16 protein-coding genes are annotated in these 14,483 nt (G+C 47.6%); 6 read left to right on the forward strand and 10 right to left on the reverse strand.

Going from position 1 to position 14,483, the window contains the following annotated elements; translation table 11 throughout:
* Window positions 1–35 precede the first annotated feature (35 nt).
* On the reverse strand, window positions 36–1,700 hold the full coding sequence (locus tag QUA42_RS24270) for a DUF655 domain-containing protein (RefSeq protein ID WP_333140806.1): 1,665 nt from the start codon (window positions 1,698–1,700) through the stop codon (window positions 36–38).
* A 191-nt stretch (window positions 1,701–1,891) separates the two neighbouring features.
* Here QUA42_RS24270 and QUA42_RS24275 point away from each other — a divergent pair, with 191 nt between their 5' ends.
* Window positions 1,892–2,296, forward strand: coding sequence for a DUF7682 family zinc-binding protein (locus tag QUA42_RS24275; protein ID WP_333140808.1), 405 nt, complete (start codon window positions 1,892–1,894; stop codon window positions 2,294–2,296).
* Here the strand turns inward: QUA42_RS24275 and QUA42_RS24280 are convergent, their stop codons facing one another.
* Complete coding sequence (locus QUA42_RS24280; RefSeq protein ID WP_333140810.1) at window positions 2,297–2,434, reverse strand: hypothetical protein; 138 nt, start codon at window positions 2,432–2,434, stop codon at window positions 2,297–2,299.
* 106 nt (window positions 2,435–2,540) lie between these two features.
* Between QUA42_RS24280 and QUA42_RS24285 the strand changes: the two genes are divergently transcribed.
* Entirely contained in the window at window positions 2,541–3,731 is a 1,191-nt protein-coding gene (locus tag QUA42_RS24285) for a cysteine desulfurase family protein (RefSeq protein WP_333140812.1), read from the forward strand.
* Between the two features lie 175 nt (window positions 3,732–3,906).
* Window positions 3,907–4,929: a hypothetical protein gene (locus QUA42_RS24290; protein WP_333140814.1), complete on the forward strand. Its 1,023-nt coding sequence runs from the start codon at window positions 3,907–3,909 to the stop codon at window positions 4,927–4,929.
* Window positions 4,930–5,228: 299 nt separating this feature from the next.
* Here QUA42_RS24290 and thiL read toward each other — a convergent pair whose 3' ends face one another.
* The 3 genes from thiL to QUA42_RS24305 all read right to left on the reverse strand — a co-directional run bounded on the left by thiL (window position 5,229) and on the right by QUA42_RS24305 (window position 7,938).
* A complete protein-coding gene (gene thiL, locus QUA42_RS24295) occupies window positions 5,229–6,224 on the reverse strand; it encodes a thiamine-phosphate kinase (RefSeq protein ID WP_333140816.1) in 996 nt (331 codons plus the stop codon).
* Window positions 6,225–6,256: 32 nt separating this feature from the next.
* Window positions 6,257–6,571, reverse strand: a complete 315-nt coding sequence (locus QUA42_RS24300) for a hypothetical protein (protein ID WP_333064835.1) — start codon at window positions 6,569–6,571, stop codon at window positions 6,257–6,259.
* Between the two features lie 242 nt (window positions 6,572–6,813).
* The gene (locus tag QUA42_RS24305) at window positions 6,814–7,938 is read right to left on the reverse strand and encodes a peptidylprolyl isomerase (RefSeq protein ID WP_333140818.1); all 1,125 of its coding nucleotides are present in this window, start codon (window positions 7,936–7,938) and stop codon (window positions 6,814–6,816) included.
* Between the two features lie 437 nt (window positions 7,939–8,375).
* On the opposite strand from QUA42_RS24305, the gene efp reads away from it, so the two are divergent.
* From efp to QUA42_RS24320, 3 genes are all read left to right on the forward strand, one after another.
* The gene (gene efp / locus QUA42_RS24310; RefSeq protein WP_333041804.1) at window positions 8,376–8,933 is read left to right on the forward strand and encodes an elongation factor P; all 558 of its coding nucleotides are present in this window, start codon (window positions 8,376–8,378) and stop codon (window positions 8,931–8,933) included.
* Between the two features lie 192 nt (window positions 8,934–9,125).
* The gene (gene accB, locus QUA42_RS24315; RefSeq protein ID WP_333140820.1) at window positions 9,126–9,683 is read left to right on the forward strand and encodes an acetyl-CoA carboxylase biotin carboxyl carrier protein; all 558 of its coding nucleotides are present in this window, start codon (window positions 9,126–9,128) and stop codon (window positions 9,681–9,683) included.
* Between the two features lie 30 nt (window positions 9,684–9,713).
* Window positions 9,714–10,106: an ArsR/SmtB family transcription factor gene (locus QUA42_RS24320; RefSeq protein ID WP_006631662.1), complete on the forward strand. Its 393-nt coding sequence runs from the start codon at window positions 9,714–9,716 to the stop codon at window positions 10,104–10,106.
* 115 nt (window positions 10,107–10,221) lie between these two features.
* Here QUA42_RS24320 and QUA42_RS24325 read toward each other — a convergent pair whose 3' ends face one another.
* The 5 genes from QUA42_RS24325 to QUA42_RS24345 form a co-directional block, all read right to left on the reverse strand.
* Window positions 10,222–10,992 (reverse strand): GerMN domain-containing protein, encoded by a 771-nt coding sequence (locus QUA42_RS24325; protein WP_333140822.1) that lies wholly within the window; start codon window positions 10,990–10,992, stop codon window positions 10,222–10,224.
* A gap of 74 nt (window positions 10,993–11,066) precedes the next feature.
* Window positions 11,067–12,299: an IS110 family transposase gene (locus tag QUA42_RS24330; protein ID WP_333140824.1), complete on the reverse strand. Its 1,233-nt coding sequence runs from the start codon at window positions 12,297–12,299 to the stop codon at window positions 11,067–11,069.
* 269 nt (window positions 12,300–12,568) lie between these two features.
* The gene (locus tag QUA42_RS24335; RefSeq protein ID WP_333140826.1) at window positions 12,569–12,943 is read right to left on the reverse strand and encodes a hypothetical protein; all 375 of its coding nucleotides are present in this window, start codon (window positions 12,941–12,943) and stop codon (window positions 12,569–12,571) included.
* Window positions 12,944–13,034: 91 nt separating this feature from the next.
* Complete coding sequence (locus QUA42_RS24340) at window positions 13,035–13,532, reverse strand: hypothetical protein (RefSeq protein ID WP_333140828.1); 498 nt, start codon at window positions 13,530–13,532, stop codon at window positions 13,035–13,037.
* A gap of 90 nt (window positions 13,533–13,622) precedes the next feature.
* Window positions 13,623–14,375, reverse strand: a complete 753-nt coding sequence (locus QUA42_RS24345; RefSeq protein WP_333140830.1) for a hypothetical protein — start codon at window positions 14,373–14,375, stop codon at window positions 13,623–13,625.
* Window positions 14,376–14,483: the final 108 nt, after the last annotated feature.

Here is a 14,483-nt window from a genome sequence, read left to right on the forward strand (position 1 = left end):
TAGAGCCAGGAATGAAGTCCTGAGTATGAACTTAACTACCAAGTTACTCGATCGCGCCATCTATCTAAAATCTTGTCCCCAACTCCCTGTACCCGTGCCACATCCTCCAAAGAAGTGAAAGGTTGCTGTTGCCGCGCTGCAATAATTCTCTCGGCTAACTTCGGGCCTACCCCGGGCAAGGTTTCTAATTCTTCCTGAGTCGCGGCATTCAAATTAACTAACTTTTTACCCGCCGCAATTTGAGGTTTAGCACTTGCAGATTTTGATGCTGCTTCTAGTGAATCGCACTCTTTTTTCTTAGCGTCAATTCTCTGTTTGATTCGGGCGGGAATTCCCAAGATTGCACCTTTGTAAAGCCGATCGAACTCCCGCTCAAAATGGGCCGCAACTGTGGGACTCTCGATCGCCAGCAGCGTCTCGTCATTCCCGTGATTTGCAGCCTCACTCCAGTTGTGAGAACCTGTAAGCACCGTTTTGCCGTCCACAACGCCGAATTTGTGGTGCAGGCGATCGCCCATTGGTAACAGCGGCACTCCCACCGTAGTCAGCGGCTTTCTCCAAGGGCGATTGTCAGTTTCTAACCCGCAATCTTGCATCAAAGTCGCCCCCATCATATCCAACCCTTCACTATAAGAGCGATAAATAAAATTAGAGTCTATTAAAGCTCGCACCGCAACTCCCCGGCTAGCTTCAATTTCCAAAGTATTTGACAACCGCTGAGCCGAAAATACAAACAGGGCCAAATCAACCGACTTTTTCGCACTACCCAAAGTTCGATTTATCCAACCGTTGGCGCTTTTTTCCCAAGGCAAAGTCGCAGCCGTCGGCGAAAATTGTACCCCAACTGTCGAATTCCCTACTATTACTTTTTGCACTTGACGAAACGGCTTTTTGATGCCAAACTTGCTGTCCGGTTTGCCTTTGGGCCCGTCGCCCCACATGATGTTAAATTCTTGAGTAAATAGTTGCGCTACTTGACCATTTTCAATTTTCAGCAAATTGTTCGCATTGCCGCGACTTGCTGGGGTCTTGAAATCGCCATGTATATCGCTTGTGGTAAAATTAGCCGAAGTAACGATTACGGTTTTGCCGTCAATCACCACAAATTTGTGGTGCATCAAACCGCTGCCTTTACTGCCGTCAGCAGTATCATCAATTACAGGAATCCCCGCATCCTTGACAATTACCAAAGCATCATTTTGCTTGATTTCCTCGGCACTCAATTTACCGTCTTTATTGCGATCGGCAAGTTGCACAAATTCGGCATAACGATCGCGCTCTCTTTCCGGTAATTTCGCTAACTCCTGAGCTGTAAAATTGCTCCAAGGGCGACTATAGATATGTTCGACAATTAATCTCACTTTAATTCCCGATCGCTGTCGATCGGCCAAAACCCTCGCAATACTAGGCAAGCGAAACTCCTGAACCGCTACATCTATCGTCGATCCAGCATTAGCGATCGCAACAGCGATCAAGTTTTCTAAATCATCCCCAGGTCTAGTTTGCTGGCGGTAAGGCTCTGTATAACTCGAAGCGATGGACTGATTGAAGTATACTTGCAACAAGGGGTCTTGAGGCAATGGAGCCAGACTGAGAGGTAAATTCTGCAAGTCTTGCTTTGTTTGTCCGCAGCCCGCCAGATTGAGCGCCACCAGCCCAGCACAACAGAAACCGAGTAAATGATAATACAATACAGCCACAAAATTTTAAAAAATATAGAGGTTATTAGCCGAACCACAGTTCAAAGCTATTGGATAAAGTAAAGTTACAACCTATTAAATTTATGCAAGGGAATAGATTTTGCGTCTTGTAGAACTGCCTCGATGCCGGAAGCATCACTGGTAGGGTAGCAGCATTCAGGGGCGTGGGTCAAACCCTATACCGCTGCTTTATGGCTAAAAGAAAAACAATTTTTCCGTGCGGTCACAAAGGATATGGTAAAGCGTGCCATCGCTGCACGCAAGAGTTGGTGGCGCAGCAGCATTACGTTGAAGTGCTGACACAAAAACAAACCAAAAAACAAGAGAGGGAAGCATCATTTGCTAGAGATATCATCGATCTCAGAGGTCTGCCCGACCACGTAGTTACCAAAGCCCGGGCAATTATAGCAGCTTTGGGCGAAAATAAGAATTACAGAGATTTCGGCGGCAAACGCCTGCGTCACAACCGTTTGATAATCAGTATTCCTGTAACTCGCAACTACAGAATGCTTTGTGAAGATTGCGGCACTTTCTTAATTCCCCAAAAAGTTTTGTCGCACGAAGACTACAACGTCTGCAAACCAGGAAGTCATTAGTCAGTTGACAGTTGACAGTTGACAGCTTGCAAGAGAGAAGGGTTGGGAGTTGACTGTTGACTGTTGGGAGTTGGGATTTGACAGTTGTGAGTTGGCTGGGCCGTTATTAGTTGGCCATTGGCGGTTGCGATCAGTCATAATTTAACAATCATGAGTCATGAGTCAATAATCATTTATGCCTTTAGGATAAGTGCCTTATTCATTAGGTAGTCATTCATTATTAGTTCGTCATTTAATTAAAGCCATGCAAATTTACCTCGACTATAGTGCTACAACGCCGACACGCCCAGAAGCTATTGATGCCATGCAAAAAGCCCTGACTCAGCATTGGGGAAATCCTTCAAGCTTGCACGAGTGGGGACAAAGGGCGGCGACAGCTTTAGAATTAGCAAGAATGCAGGTTGCTAGCTTGATTAACGCGCTACCGGAATCGCTGATTTTTACCAGTGGCGGCACTGAAGCCGATAATTTGGCAATTATGGGAATTGCGCGTCTTTATACCAAGCCGCAGCATATCATTATCTCCAGCGTAGAGCACTCTGCAGTAGCAGAACCGGCGCGACAACTCGAACAGTTGGGATGGGAAGTGACGCGGCTACCGGTGGATAAATTTGGGCGAATTCACCCTTTGGATTTGCAAGAGTCGCTGCGATCAAATACAGTGTTAATTTCAATCATTTACGGACAAAGCGAAGTTGGGACGCTGCAACCAATTGAGGCATTAGGACAAATTGCTCGCGATCGCAATATCATGTTTCATACCGATGCAGTTCAAGTTGCCGGCAAGCTGCAAGTTGACGTGCAGAAACTGCCCGTAGACTTGCTTTCGGTTTCCAGTCACAAACTTTACGGGCCACAAGGTGCAGGCGCGCTTTACGTACGTCCGGGAGTAGAATTAGTGCCAATGTTAGGCGGTGGTGGCCAAGAATTGAAACTGCGTTCCGGGACACAAGCGCTGCCGGCAATTGTTGGTTTTGGGGTCGCGGCGGAGTTAGCATTGCAGGAAATAGATGTGGAAACGCCGAGGTTAATTGCATTGCGCGATCGACTTTTTGACGGATTATCCCACGTACCCAGTTTAGTGCCAACTGGCGATCGATATTACCGACTGCCGCACCACGTCAGTTTTTGCATCGTCTCCCCATCCTGTCGCCCTTACCAAAAGAGAGACACAGAGCAAATCACAGGCAAAACTATGGTGAGACAGTTAAATTTAGCCGGAATTGGCATTAGTTCCGGTTCTGCTTGTAGTAGCGGCAAACTAACTCCCAGTCCGATATTATTAGCAATGGGATATGACGAAATCGGGGCAGTTGGTGGAATTCGCTTAACTCTGGGACGAGAAACCACAGAAGCTGATATTGATTGGACAGTAATTGCGATCGAGCAAATTTTGAATAGACTAATGCCAAAGGTAGCATTGTGTAGGAATTAGAAAACTGGGCGGTTGAAGATTGGGCGGTTGGAAACCGCCGTTTTGTCTTCAGTCCGCTTGGCACGGACATCGTTTGTGTAGACGCGGTTTCAACCGCCGTCTGCATCTCGTACAACAAGCCCCAAAACACACAACCATGCTACAATAAACCCGATATTATTCACAACTCCCCATAATGGAAGAAAGCCGCGCCCAAGCCTACCTAGAACTAATTCACACCCTGCTGAATTGCCCCAACGGCGAAGAACCGCAGATATTACAAGATAACTCAGAATTGTTGGATGTCCACTTTCTGGAAACTTGCGAGTTGGTAGCAGAAAAAATGGCACAGCAAGGAGGACAAAACGGCGCTAATTTCCTGCGGAATCTGATCGCTCAGCTAGCACAATTAATCGATATCAACGATGGCGATAACTCCGAAGGTGAAAATCCCCAAGAGTATGCAAACTTTATTCTAGAATTATTGCAAGCAGAAGATGGAAGTAATAGCAATACAGCAGTAATTCACTCCATGCTAGCTGAACGAAAACATCTCCTCAATGCTCGGTTTTCTGACATTTTAGAGCAAGTAGTCGAGAGGTTACTTGGTGGGGAAAATGCAAAAACTATTGATTCAATTGTCAGCCTCGTTGAAGACTTGAGCATTAATATTAGTAATTTTTCCGGTGGGAATAGAGCCGATAATATTGAAATTGCCCTTACTGGTTATCAAATAGTTTTAAATAATCGGCAACCCGGAAGCGAAAAGTTTGCTCAAACTCAAAACAACTTAGCTGCTGCCTACATTACCAGAATAAAGGGTTCGCGCGCAGAAAATGTGGAAATGGCGATCGCCCTTTATGGCGCTGCTTTAACAGTCTATACCCTTGAGGCTTTCCCGGAAGATTGGGCAATGGCTCAAAATAACCTAGCTGCTGCTTACGCCAACAGAATCAACGGTTCGCGGGCGGAAAATATTGATCGCGCGATCGCATTTTTTGACGCTGCTTTAACTGTTCGTACCCCCGAACAGTTTCCTGAAGATTGGGCAATGATTCAATATAACCTAGGTAATGCCTATAATGACAGAATCAACGGTTCGCGGGATGAAAATCTCGAAAAAGCGAGATCCTTTTATGAAGCAGCATTAACAGTATATACCCGTGAGGATTTCCCTGAATATTGGGCAATGATTCAAAAGAAGCTGGCTAATGCCTAAAGTGAGGCAGCTTTAGCAATCTCAGAAACCGGATTTTTTCCGATATCTTCGCCTCCAATTAAATATCTTCGCAAAAACCCGGTTTCTCGCCACCAACGCACCATCTCAGAAACCGGGTTTTTTCCGATATCTTCGCCTCCGATTAAATATCTTCGCAAAAACCCAGTTTCTCGCCATTTGGAGAATTGCAAAACGGTCGATGGCTCCCTAGCAGCTTTTGCCCTAATTATGCTAAAATAAATTCACTCCAATTATTAGAACGATGTCCGCCGGACGCCGACTAAGAGATAAGAGAGAATTTAGAAGTGTTGAAATCCTCGATCGAGCTTTAATCCAGCATCAGGATAAATACCGCTGCTATCAGTTAACCAGATATCGGTGCTATCCGTAGTGATTCCCACAATCGCGGCTCCATTTCCTATTTTTTCCACTAATAACTCAGCATTCGCCATCGGCAAAAACAGCACTAACTCGAAATCTTCGCCGCCGTATAATGCCCAATCTAAAGCTTTTTCGGTTGATACAATTTCGCTGAAAATATCGGGAATTGGTATTTTGGTGCGATCGACTTTTGCGCCAACACCGCTAGCCAGACAAATTTGAATAATCGCATCAGCTAAACCGTCGCTGCTGTCCATTCCGGCGATGGAAAACTCACCCGCAGAATCTAAAATCTCCCAAACAACCGGCAAAACATCGAGTCTCGGTTTAGGGCGCTGGTGAGCGAGAATTAAAGAAGCCCGATCGACTTCTGTAAGATTTTGCCCGAATTCTGGATTTAACAGCAATTCTAATCCCGCGCGGGAGGCTCCGTGAACCCCAGTAGCCACAATCGCCCAGCCCGATCGCGCATTTGACCGACGAATGGTACGATCGCACTCAACCTCCCCAAAAGCAGTAATCGCCACAGTCACCACGGGCGATCGCACAACATCGCCACCGACGATCGGCGTATGATATTCTTGCAAGCAAGCCGTCATCCCCCGATAAAACTCTTCAACCCACTCCACAGCCGTATCCGCCGCCACAGCGAGGGCTACAGTCACCGCCAGAGGCTTTGCTCCCATAGCCGCGAGATCCGACAAATTCGCTGCTGCGGCGCGCCATCCTGCGTAATAAGGCCCCGTAGTGCGATCGCTAAAATGCACTCCATCCACCAACATATCTGTAGTGATAGCGAGAGATTGGTTGGGAGTTGTAGCCATGACAGCGCAATCATCACCCACTATTTCTGCGGGGCAGAATTTTTGCAATATTCTTAAAAGGCCTTGTTCACCGATATCTTTAACTTTCATAATTGGGAATTAGTCGATCGCACTTTCTCACTTCACCATTCTTTGCCGGAACTCGGCGGCAAGCGCAACCTAGGAAACCTATAAAAAGTGTCCCCTTCATCATCTACCTCTAAAATCGCCGAAAAAATCTTAACTTGCCGAGTTAAATACTGTTGAGCAACTTCAGCCTCAACCCTAGCATTAGCTGCCAGTTGAATCAGCGAAATTTGACTGTTTTGAGTTTCCAACAACTGATAAAAAGCCTCATCTAACCGCTGCTTTTGCTTGTTTTCATTCACATTTTTTACAATCAACAAGCCTGCGAATCCGCCCAAACCCATTACCAATAAAAATTGTAAAATAGCCATATTCTCGATTGAATTCCTAATTTCAATAACGAAACTATAAAAATTATCTCTTCTTCCAGCCTGATTTCGGCGGGCTTTGTCTGTGTAAAACTGATTTCAATCGCCGTTACCTTTATTTAGAAAAGATTTCAATGCCTGTCACTATTTATTTTTTGAGCCCGCGCAGGCGGGCTTTGTTTGTGTTAAAGCGATTTCAATCGCCGTCACTTGGGTGTTAAAGCGATTTCAATCGCCGTCATTAATTAAACTTGAGGTCGCACCAAATTTTCGATTCCTTTCACTACCTTAGCAGATACAATCTTGTCTCCCTGCTTCAGTTGCTCCAAAACTTCTTTTCCTTCAATCATGTAACCAAAAACAGCATAGCGGCCGTCCAACAGATTCAAGCCAGCGGGCGTGAGTTCAGGTTCAAACAAGAAAAAGAAAAACTGAGAAGAAGCGCTATCAGGGTCAGTTTCTGTACGGGCCATGGCCACTGTACCGAAAGCAGAAAAAGGCAAAACAGGTTCGTCGCGATAACGCCCCGCATCTTCTAGAGTAATCCCGTAAATAGGTTCTTTTTCCTCCCTGACGAGCACTTCCAGCGGAACATTCCGGTATTTGCCAGTAGCTGGGTCAATAAAACCCTCTTCCTTGCCTTCGGGGTCTCCGGTTTGCAAAACGTAGGATTCTTCGGATCGAATAAACGGCAAACCGTCATAAAAACCTTGATCCACTAAATCCACAAAATTACCAGCCGTAACCGGGGCGCTGTAGCCGTCAACCACAACAGTAATTTCCCCTTTTTCAGTTTGTACAGCCACTGTAGCGCGCCCTTTCAGTTGAGGCAGATTAGCATACTTGGCAGGCACTTCAAAGGGAAACTTTGTCACCATCAACTCTTCGATTTCGCCTACCGAACCTAGGATGGTGGCTTTCAAGTCAATCACTTTGTCCCTGTCTTTAGCCTCAACAGCCTTTTCCAGTTGAGCAATTTTCTCCTTGACTCCTGCAACTAGCACCTCAGCTTCCGGCTTTTTGGCGTCGGGAATACTTTCTAAAAGGTCAGATTCCCGAAGGTTGAGAATCCTGGAAGCTTTACTGACATCGCTGCTAATAGGCCCCCAACGTTTAGATCGTATGTGGTTGCCAATGTCTTCGAGACTAATTTGCAACTCTCGTACGGTCTGATTGTCAATAGGTAAAGCGAAGCGCAGCAGCGCCCGCCCGTCCGTAATCGCATTCCCTGCAGGCATACTGCTGCTGGGGCGTTTGGCATGGGAGACTGCACTGAAACTCAGGGAGAGAGTGAACAGCAAGAGCGCTAAAGCGACGGTTTTGACCCAGCGCTTGCACGTATCGATCGAGAAATTAGGCCAATGCAACATAACTTTAACTTTTATTGCCTCTCTTATCTTCCCACAGCGCTGCCCGCCCTCTAAGCTGCCACCCATCTAAAGTGTCTGTTGGTTTGGCTGGGGAGGAGTTACCCACTAACAACAGTCAACAGTCAACACTCAACTGACAACAGCCCACTGCCCACTGCCATTAACATTTCAGTAAAGCACTTGCTCCCTTTGAACGGTAAAATAAAATGCCAATTGCTTTTTGATGCCGTCAGCTAGACTGCGGCTTTAACCTGACCCGCTCAAAAACGGATACAATCCCCAGACTCCTGTCGTGGAGAGATCAAAATTTTAGACCAAGGTTCAATCTCCCCCATTCATCTGTGGAGTAAATCTAAAATCTAAAATCTAAAATCTAAAATCGACTGACTGTAGTTCCCCCGTGCCCAAAGGCGACGGGATTGCCCACAAAAATTTATATGATCTCCAGTAACGACTTTCGACCAGGTGTTTCAATTGAATGGAATAACGGCGTGTGGCGGGTTATCGAATTCCTCCACGTCAAGCCAGGAAAAGGCTCGGCTTTCGTGCGGACAAAATTAAAAAACGTCCAAACCGGAAACGTAGTAGAACAAACCTTCCGGGCGGGCGAGACTATGCCTCAAGCCAACCTGGAAAAGAGTGTGATGCAGCATACCTATAAAGAGGGCGACGATTTCGTCTTTATGGATATGGAAACTTACGAGGAAAGTCGCCTCAATGCGAAGCAAATAGGCGATCGTGTCAAGTACCTCAATGAAGGGATGGAAGTCAGCATCCTGCGCTGGAACGACCAAATCATGGAAGTGGAACTGCCCAACTCTGTCGTCTTGGAAGTGATACAAACCGATCCCGGAGTCAAAGGAGATACTGCCACCGGTGGCAGTAAACCCGCCGTCCTCTCCACCGGGGCTCAGATTATGGTGCCTCTATTTATTTCCATTGGAGAACGGATTCGGATTGATACTCGTGAAGACAAGTACCTCGGTAGAGAGTAGAAACGAGGGAGGGAAAGGGAGTTTTTAGTTTTTAGTTCTGAGTTATGAGTTAAAGAAGTCCAAATTCAATACTCATCGCTCACAGCTTAAAAACTATCCCTTTTGCCTCCAAAGTCGTTGATGCTCCTAGCTTCGCCTGGTTCTTAATTTTCAATTTTCAATTTTCAATTCTCAATTACCCTTGAATCTGCTGTGCAACTAGACTTAAACCAGCTTTGTGACCTGCTAACTGTATTAGACAAAACTGGCATTTCGGAACTGACCTTAAAAAGTGGGGATATTGAACTGACAGTACGCAAAGGCATTCTGGCAAGTTCACCAGGCACCTCTGCTGCGCTCCCTGCTGCCGTGGCGACTGTCGCTCCGAGCGCGTTGGGCGCGGTTCCTAGCCCCACCTTAGCGTCACCTCCTGCTGTTGACCAAAATTTAGCAGCGGATCAGGCTGCCCCTGTAGCCGTCGCCCCTGTCGCTGTACCGGCTGCCGTACCTGCTTCTGTCGATACGAAATGGGTGCCAATTATTTCGCCGATGGTAGGAACGTTTTATCGCGCTGCTGCTCCTGATGAGCCACCTTTTGTCAACGTGGGCGATCGCATCAAGGTCAGCCAGACAGTTTGTATTATCGAAGCGATGAAGCTGATGAACGAGATCGATGCTGATGAAGTCTCCGGTCAAGTGATGGAAATTTTAGTTCAAAATGGCGAACCTGTCGAATACGGTCAAGTGTTGATGCGAATTAATCCGGATTGAAGCATTACTTTATTGTTATGGACAGAATAAATGCTAATATTTCCCGATCACTTCTCTCCGGTGAGTTTGATGAAGTCATCCCAGCCTGTCCCGCAAGAGGTCGTGCAACAAGTTGCTGAGTATTTCAGTATTTTGAGCGAACCCATGCGTTTACGAATTTTGAACTTGCTTCGCGACGGCGAAAAATGCGTGCAAGAATTGGTGGAAGCTACTCAAACCAGTCAAGCCAATGTTTCTAAGCACTTAAAACTCATGCTCCAAGCTGGTATCCTCACTCGCCGGAGTGAAGGGACTTCAGCCTATTATAAGGTGCAAGACGAGTTAATTTTTGAGCTGTGTAATATGGTGTGCGATCGGCTTGCCAGCCGGATCGAACAGCAAGCCCTACACTTTCGAGCATTTAGCCTAACGACGAAGCACTGAAAATTAGTTGCCAGTCCTCAATCCTCAATCCTCAGTCATGAGTCATCAGTTATCAATTCCTATTCTCGGCCTTCAGACCGATTACTAATCACTTGTAACTAATGACTCATAACTACTAAAGGGGAAAATTTTTGTCAAAGCTTTGGCGGGTACTCGGCTGAGCCACCTCCAAACCTTCGCCGCCTAAAAGTTCTAAAGGCTTCCCTTCCACCGAAATCCAAACCTTGGTATTCGGTTGTAAACTCGTAGCCGTATAGATAACTTGCCCTAACCGGCCAGTCATCGAATTGCTCCCTCCCCCCGAAGTAAATTCTGCCGACAAATCGACATAAACTCCGTCATTCTTAACACTCAAACCCCTGAGTTTTGTCCCATTAGGAATTTCGCTCGAAACAGTTCCATCCTTGGGCCCCGCCAACAAACTGTTAAAAGCAGCTTGTAAAGCTGCATCAGGCTTGTCAGCTTGTTTGACAGCTACTTTCGTAGGAACTCCCTCAAATTTGCCGCTCGCATCTTTAACCCAGTAGACTTGCACTGTCTGGACATCAGTCTGCGGCAAAGGCTTTGGCTGCGGCGACTTTGGCACCAAAGCGTTAGGCGTCTGAACCTGCGGCGTCTGAACCTGCGGCGTCTGAACCTGCGGCGTCTGAACCTGTGGCACTTGTACAGGATTTGGAGGGGGTACGGGGATAACTACAGCAGGAGATTCCACAGAACTTGGGGAAAGGGGGGAAGCGGTAGTTTGAGCAGAAGACTGCGTATCTGCAGGGGTTGGCGAACGGTTCGCGGTCCACCAGGCAATGCCCCCTCCCGTCAGTAAAGCCAACCCGCAAACACCGGCAATGACGGCTGTGGAGACGCGGCGTACTTCTTGTCCATCTTTCATAATACAAATTCTCCGCACACTTTGAAACTTTGATTTAGTAAAAAGCGACCTGGGAGCGATCGCCTGTCATCTCGTTACCTTATCCCATTGTAAAGTTCCCGGAAAACCAAGTCGGCAAGTTTCCGGCAACTAGCATTTCGAGCATCGGCCAGCCTGCCGCCGCGCTTTTTAGTTCCGTCATTTTCAAATGCGCGGCCGACAAAGTATTCGCGTAACTCCAATTGCACCGGGGTATAGCTTTGCCCTTTGAGCCGCTGAGGTTCAATGCGGCAATTGATGTAAGTCCACAGAGTCGATCGCGTATTCGCGCACCCCGTCCACTTGCCGCCACCGCCGCCGGCTCTGACTTGGCCGCTAGATTTCTCAATTTTGCCAAGGCCGCAAGCTTGCCGGAACCGACGCAAGGCTCGCTTCTTTGGCAGGCAGAGGAAGTCGTCGAACGGATAGATCCGCGACAGTATCCAGCCGCGCTCGCGGTTGCCGAAGGCAAACCGATCGAATACCCGGTGATAAGGATCGAAGTCGGTATCAGTCAATAAATCAGTCAGTCTCAGCTCGATCGCCGCTTCGGTGTCGTGCAGGTCGCAGACCGCCGCTGCAAATTGTCGAGTCATTTCGGAAATGTTTGCCCGATCGCACTTTTGCTCTTTCTGGTAGTGGTTGTCAAACCGGGAAAGGATATTTTTCGAGAGGAAGTCGCCGCGTCCGGCGAGCCAAGCCCAAAATGCCGGCGGCTTTCCCGGTTCGAGCGAACCGTTCGCCCGCTGCGACTTGACCGTCGATCGCGCCGGATATTCCCACGCGAGGCGACCTTTGATGGAGTTTATAAACCCGGTTTGCTTGCGCGTCGTGGTTTTGAGGTCTAGCAGCGCGCGCCGCATCCGCTCTATTTTCGGATCGAGTTCTTTCACCCAGAAGCGACGATCGTAAATTTCGAGGTAGTGGCGGCGGTAAAGTTCGCACAGGACGAGCGCGTCGAACGGGTCATCTTTGTTGTCGGTTCCCCCCAAACTGCGGCGAGTTGCCTTGACCATACCCTGATCGGCCATCAACACAAAAACTCCATTTTTCTTGAGATGCTTGCGCCAGTAGTAAGAGTAAGTGCCGGTTCCTTCAAGTATCGCTACAGCCGGCGAATCTTTCACTTTTTCAATTAGCAAATCGAGTTCCGTCACTTTATAAACCGAGTGAAATTGCTCGAATTCGGGCAACAAATAAAAGTCTCTGAGCGCAATTGTTGGAAAATTTTCAAGCAAAACAACGTCCACGCGGTGCGCGGACACGTCAATTCCTATTACCTTTAACATTGTTTCCTACCTAAAAACCTCTTACATAACCCACGAATCACCCAAGGGCATTACACCCATATCCGCACAGGGGCTTAGGAGATTTATCGCGCGGTGGGGTTGGAATCCACCGCGCGTTTGCGCTTAAATCATCGTTCCCACGAGAATTTTGGGACAGTCAAAAACTGTCCACCTCCTTACTGAAGAACTAGAATTAATGCGAGGGCGCAACCCTTGCCCGCTATCCCCCTTTTAAAGGGGAATTTCGACTGTTAGGGAGACAGCCATCATCAGGCGGGAATTAAGCCGATCGCGACTAGCGACACATAGACATAAATTGCTTTCGATTGCTTGGTAATTGCGCTCGGTTCCACATCCTCGAATTTTTTGGCTCGGAGAATGTCGTTGGCAATATTTACCGCGTCCACAAAACAGCAGTCCGATGATTTGTGCGAACCTAAAAAGCCCCGCGATTTGGCTGACTTGATAACGGTAAATGTTTGCCTAAATTCTTCCTCGCTGTAACTGTCTTGCAGTAAATTTTTAGCATCGGCGAGCAGTCGCAAAACTAGCCGACTGTTCTTATTAGTAGACTCCATAGCGGCATTATTGGAGATTGTTGAGTTAGAAATTGTTGGCGTTTTATCGGGCTGTTGAGGTATCATTGGTTTAAGTCGATTTGATTTTTGGCAAGGCGACCCGTAAAAGCGATCGAATATCGAACCTCGATCGCTTTTGGATTTTAGACTTTAGACTTTAGACTTCAACCAAAAAAGAGTGGCCGTTGTAATTTTCTCGCAGTGCTTCGACCATTCTTCTGATAGAGGCTTCTCTACTCTCTGGGGTCATCGAAGCAAACGCAGCTTGACCTACAACTGCAACGTGCTCTAGGGCTTCTTCAATTTCACAGTTAAGTGCACTTGCCAGCATCTTGATCGCAACTGTAGAAGTAATCCCAGTAGAGATGATTAAATGCTTTTCTTCTGTTGATAGGTCGGTTAAGTTGATCGCCCGCGGCACGTCCTCTTCACTATTGCCATCGGGAATGATACGAATTGACTGCAAATTGAGATCGCAACTGTCCAGCAGGTCGCTGAGAGTTTCCCGCAGTTCTGAGAGCGCGCGGTAATGCCCTTGAAATTTCAGCAGCAAGTTCGTCACATTGAAATCAATCTCGGCAATTTCCCCTTTGATAGCATCGTCAATCGCTGGCAATGCTGAATGTTTGAATGTGTAGATGTTTGGATGTTCCATTTTTTTCATAGGTGGTAGGAAGCGATCGCCTAGCTCAAAGGCGATCGCGCAAAGAAGCGAATAATGCAGCAAGTACAAAATGGTGGAAGCTTACAGCATGGCATCACCTCCACTTGGGGGCGAACGGCCACTCGACCCCGCACCGGCAAAGCCGAGCGCGTAACTGTCGATGAGTTCATCATCACAAAACGGGATAGCACCAAATCTGGAGAAAATCGGGGGGAATAGCGGCTTGGGCGCTGCGGGTGGTGGCGGCTCCGGGAAGATGTCGGATAGCAGCCAATCGCCTGACACAAGCAATTCCCAGATTTCTCGCAGCTTCTTAAAGCCGCGCTTCAGGGGCCCCAAACTCAGCAGCCAACCGCCGCCAATTTTTTTTGAGATGTCGAGCAAGGCCTCCCCGGCAAGCGCGCTAACTCGCTTAAAACTCGGTTTGTCAACGGGCGAGATGTCTTTGGCTCGCCGGATAGTGTCGGACTGCGATCGGGCGAGTTCCAGAAGTTTGTCGTTTTGGTCGCGCAGCCGTGCAATTTCTGTCAGCGCCGCTTCCAGGTCGGGGAATTCGACTGGCGATGCAGCTGCATTGCGATCGACACCGGGGGAATTTTCGATTGGGTTTTGGGTTTGGATTTCAGTTTGCGCGATCGGCTCCAGGGCTTGAGGGCGATCTACACCGGGGGAATTTTCGATCGGCTGATTGTCGCAATGTGCGATCGGCTCGATTGTCTGAAAGATGGGGAACGGCTGACCGATTAGCGCGGTGACCCAAGTCTCACGGCGGGTTTTGTTGCCGTCTGGGATGATTCCGAGGTTGCTCGCTATCTCCTTGAGTTCCGGTAGCAAATGCTTATCTAATAATTCGCGGGTGTAGATGTGTATAGCAATCCTAAATCATTATCATGAGTACGGTACAATTATATGCAATACTTGATTATGACAAAAAAAATGAAT

This window comes from Microcoleus sp. Pol11C2 (genome assembly GCF_036701505.1).
GTDB lineage: Bacteria > Cyanobacteriota > Cyanobacteriia > Cyanobacteriales > Microcoleaceae > Microcoleus.